The sequence below is a fragment of the Rubrivirga sp. genome, from assembly GCF_049648075.1.
Lineage (GTDB): Bacteria > Bacteroidota > Rhodothermia > Rhodothermales > Rubricoccaceae > Rubrivirga.
On sequence record NZ_JBARYR010000291.1, the window covers coordinates 1 to 2,444 of the forward strand.

General features: G+C 70.9%; 4 protein-coding genes. 3 read left to right on the forward strand and 1 reads right to left on the reverse strand.

The genetic code is table 11. The annotated features are described in order from the left end of the window. From WBA11_RS08740 to WBA11_RS08750, 3 genes are all read left to right on the forward strand, one after another. A partial coding sequence (locus WBA11_RS08740; protein ID WP_424520315.1) for a glycosyltransferase occupies positions 1-236 on the forward strand: 236 nt, incomplete at its 5' end. 67 nt (positions 237-303) lie between these two features. Next, positions 304-1,101 carry a PIG-L deacetylase family protein gene (locus WBA11_RS08745; RefSeq protein WP_424520316.1) on the forward strand — a complete coding sequence of 266 codons (798 nt, stop codon included), beginning with the start codon at positions 304-306 and terminating at the stop codon, positions 1,099-1,101. A gap of 199 nt (positions 1,102-1,300) precedes the next feature. After that, positions 1,301-1,711 (forward strand): hypothetical protein, encoded by a 411-nt coding sequence (locus WBA11_RS08750; protein WP_424520317.1) that lies wholly within the window; start codon positions 1,301-1,303, stop codon positions 1,709-1,711. On the opposite strand, the gene WBA11_RS08755 is transcribed toward WBA11_RS08750, so the two are convergent. Further along, positions 1,708-2,444: Nif3-like dinuclear metal center hexameric protein (locus tag WBA11_RS08755; protein WP_424520318.1), on the reverse strand; the 737-nt coding region annotated here is incomplete at its 5' end. The two genes, WBA11_RS08750 and WBA11_RS08755, sit on opposite strands and share 4 nt — an antisense overlap.

A 2,444-nucleotide genomic window follows, 5' to 3' on the forward strand; every position in this document is an offset into this window, starting at 1 on the left:
GCCCCGACGCGCTCGCCGGCGCCATCGCCCGGATGCTCGACGACGACGCGCTCCGCCGTCGCCTGGCCGAGACCGCCCTCGACGAAGCCCGCACGCTCTACTCGTGGGAGGCGCGGGGCCGCCAGATCGCCGGCATCTACCGCGACCTCGAAGGCTCCGTCCCCAACGACGCCTGGACCTACGACGGCTCGGACCCGGACCCGTGCGTCTACCGCGTGACGCCGCAGCTTTTGTGAGAGGGATGGAGGGAAAGCAGAGCGCTTTCCCCATCCCTCAACCCCTCCGTCCCGTATTCCTCCCCACGTGACCCTCCTCGCCATCTCTCCCCACCTCGACGACGCCGCGTTCTCCGCCGGCGGGGCCCTCGCGACGTGGGCGGCGGTGGGGCACCGCGTGGTCGTCGCGACGGTGTTCACCCGGAGCGTGCCGGACCCGGTCGGGTTCGCGCTCGCGTGCCAGACGGACAAGGGGGTCGCCCCCGACGCCGACTACCTCGCGCTCCGACGCGTGGAGGACGCCGCGGCCTGCGCCCACCTCGGCGCCGAGCCCGTCTGGCTCGACCTCGAGGAGGCCCCCCACCGCGGCTACGACTCGCCTGACGCCCTCTTCGGCCGCGTCCTCCCCGGCGATTGCGACACGTGGAAGGCGGTCCGAGACCGCGTCCTCGAGGTCGTAGACGAGGTCCGGCCCGACCTCGTGCTCTCGTGCCAGGGGTTGGGCGGCCACGTCGACCACGCCCACGTCGTCCAGGCCGTCGCCGGCCTCGAGGGTGGGGGTGGCGCTCCGGTCGCGTGGTGGCGCGACACGCCGTACGCGATCCGAGGAGCGGGCAGGCCGGCCCCCGACCTCCCTTCCGACCTCGAGGACGTGGCCGTCCCGCTCGAGGACGACGCGCTCGGCGCCAAGCTCGATGCGTGTGTGGCCTACGCGACCCAGATCGGGTATCAGTTCGCTCGCGATGCTCCGGAGGGGTCTTCCAAAGACGTGACCCGGCGACGGATCCGGGCCTTCGCCACCGCCGAGGGTCGACGGTTCGGGCTCCCTGCGGCAGAGGCGTTCGCCGTCCGCCTCGGAACGCGCCTCCCACCTGCTCGCTCGTGACGGTCTTAGCCCCCTCCTTGGCTCTCTCGCTCTCGACCTCGAGGGCGCGCCAGTCGTAGGCCGTACTCGGTTGACACTCGATCCCTTCGTGCCCTCGACGACGTAGGACAGGTGAGTTCTACCTACGCCCTCGATGTCGACGAACGCGATAAACCCAGAGCCCTCTCCTGCGAAGAAGCCTCTCTGGTGGCTCCGTTACATGTCGGTACTGGGGGGCGGAGGGTTCGCCATCGGCTTCATGCTCGCGGCCTTCGACGGCAGCACCGAGCCGTACTTCATGACCGACACGATCTCGTACGTGCCGGCAGAGGCGTGGTGGGCGCACGGGCTGATGATGGGGACCTCGTTCGCACTCATGGGCGGCGCGTTCCTGTTTAGCCTCTGGCTCATCGGAGACTTGGTACGACGGAAGCTCCTCTTCCTGCTCGCAGGCCTGTTGATGGGCTCGATGGGCGCGCTCATGATCTGGCTCGCCGTCACTGGACCGGGCAACATCGAGGACGGACTCCGCATCGCGTTCGGGTTCGTGCTGGGTCCCATCTTCGTCTTTTTCGGTATCTGGGCTCTCTACAGAGGCTTCCAGGCGCGACGAGACCGAGGCATCAGCTAACCACACTCGACGACCACGAGGCCGGGGAACGACTCCCCCAGCAACGCGCCCAGCCGGCGGAGCCCCCACCACTCTGCCCGGCCCTGCCCAACGGAGACCACGCGGACGCCGCACCGCTCGACGGCCTCGAGGGCGTTTCGGCGGATCTGTCCCGTGACGTAGAGCCCGGCACCCCGCTCGGCTGCGTCCTCGACGAGCGATTCCGTCATGGCGCCCGCGAGGGCGAGAGCTTCGATACTCTCGGGCTCCGGCCCCACGGCGTCCTCGAGGCCGCCGAGCTCGACCTCGACGCGGCGGACAGCGCCCTCGAGGTCGACGGCAGACGGCAGGCGACCGACTAGGCCGATGGGGTTTCCATCGCGCCTCAGCGGTTCAGCGTCGGCCTCGAGGCCGAGGGATCGGGCGAGCGCCGGGTTGCAGCCGACCGAGTGCAAGTCATCGAGGGCGCGGTGGGCGGCGAGCACGCCGAGCCCGTCGGGGAGCATCGCCGGCCACAGGCCGAACGGGCGGTGGACCAAGACCGCGTCCAGGCCGTCGGCCCAGTCGTAGGGCGGACGCCCGGCCTCCAAGCGGAGCCCCAGACGGCGGACGTCGCGGTCGGAGTCGAGCCAGACGCCGGTCGGGTCTCCTTCGCGGCGGTAGCGCTCGAGGTCGAGGTGCGGCGCGAGCGCGTCCTCGAGGTCGCGGACGGTCGGCATCACAGGCCAGGCGTGGCGGGACGGGGCGTCCAGCC

Excerpts from the sequence above, each read along its gene's own strand:
- WBA11_RS08750 (WP_424520317.1), top strand. The coding sequence starts at position 1,301 with ATGTCGGTACTGGGGGGCGGAGGGTTCGCCATCGGCTTCATGCTCGCG.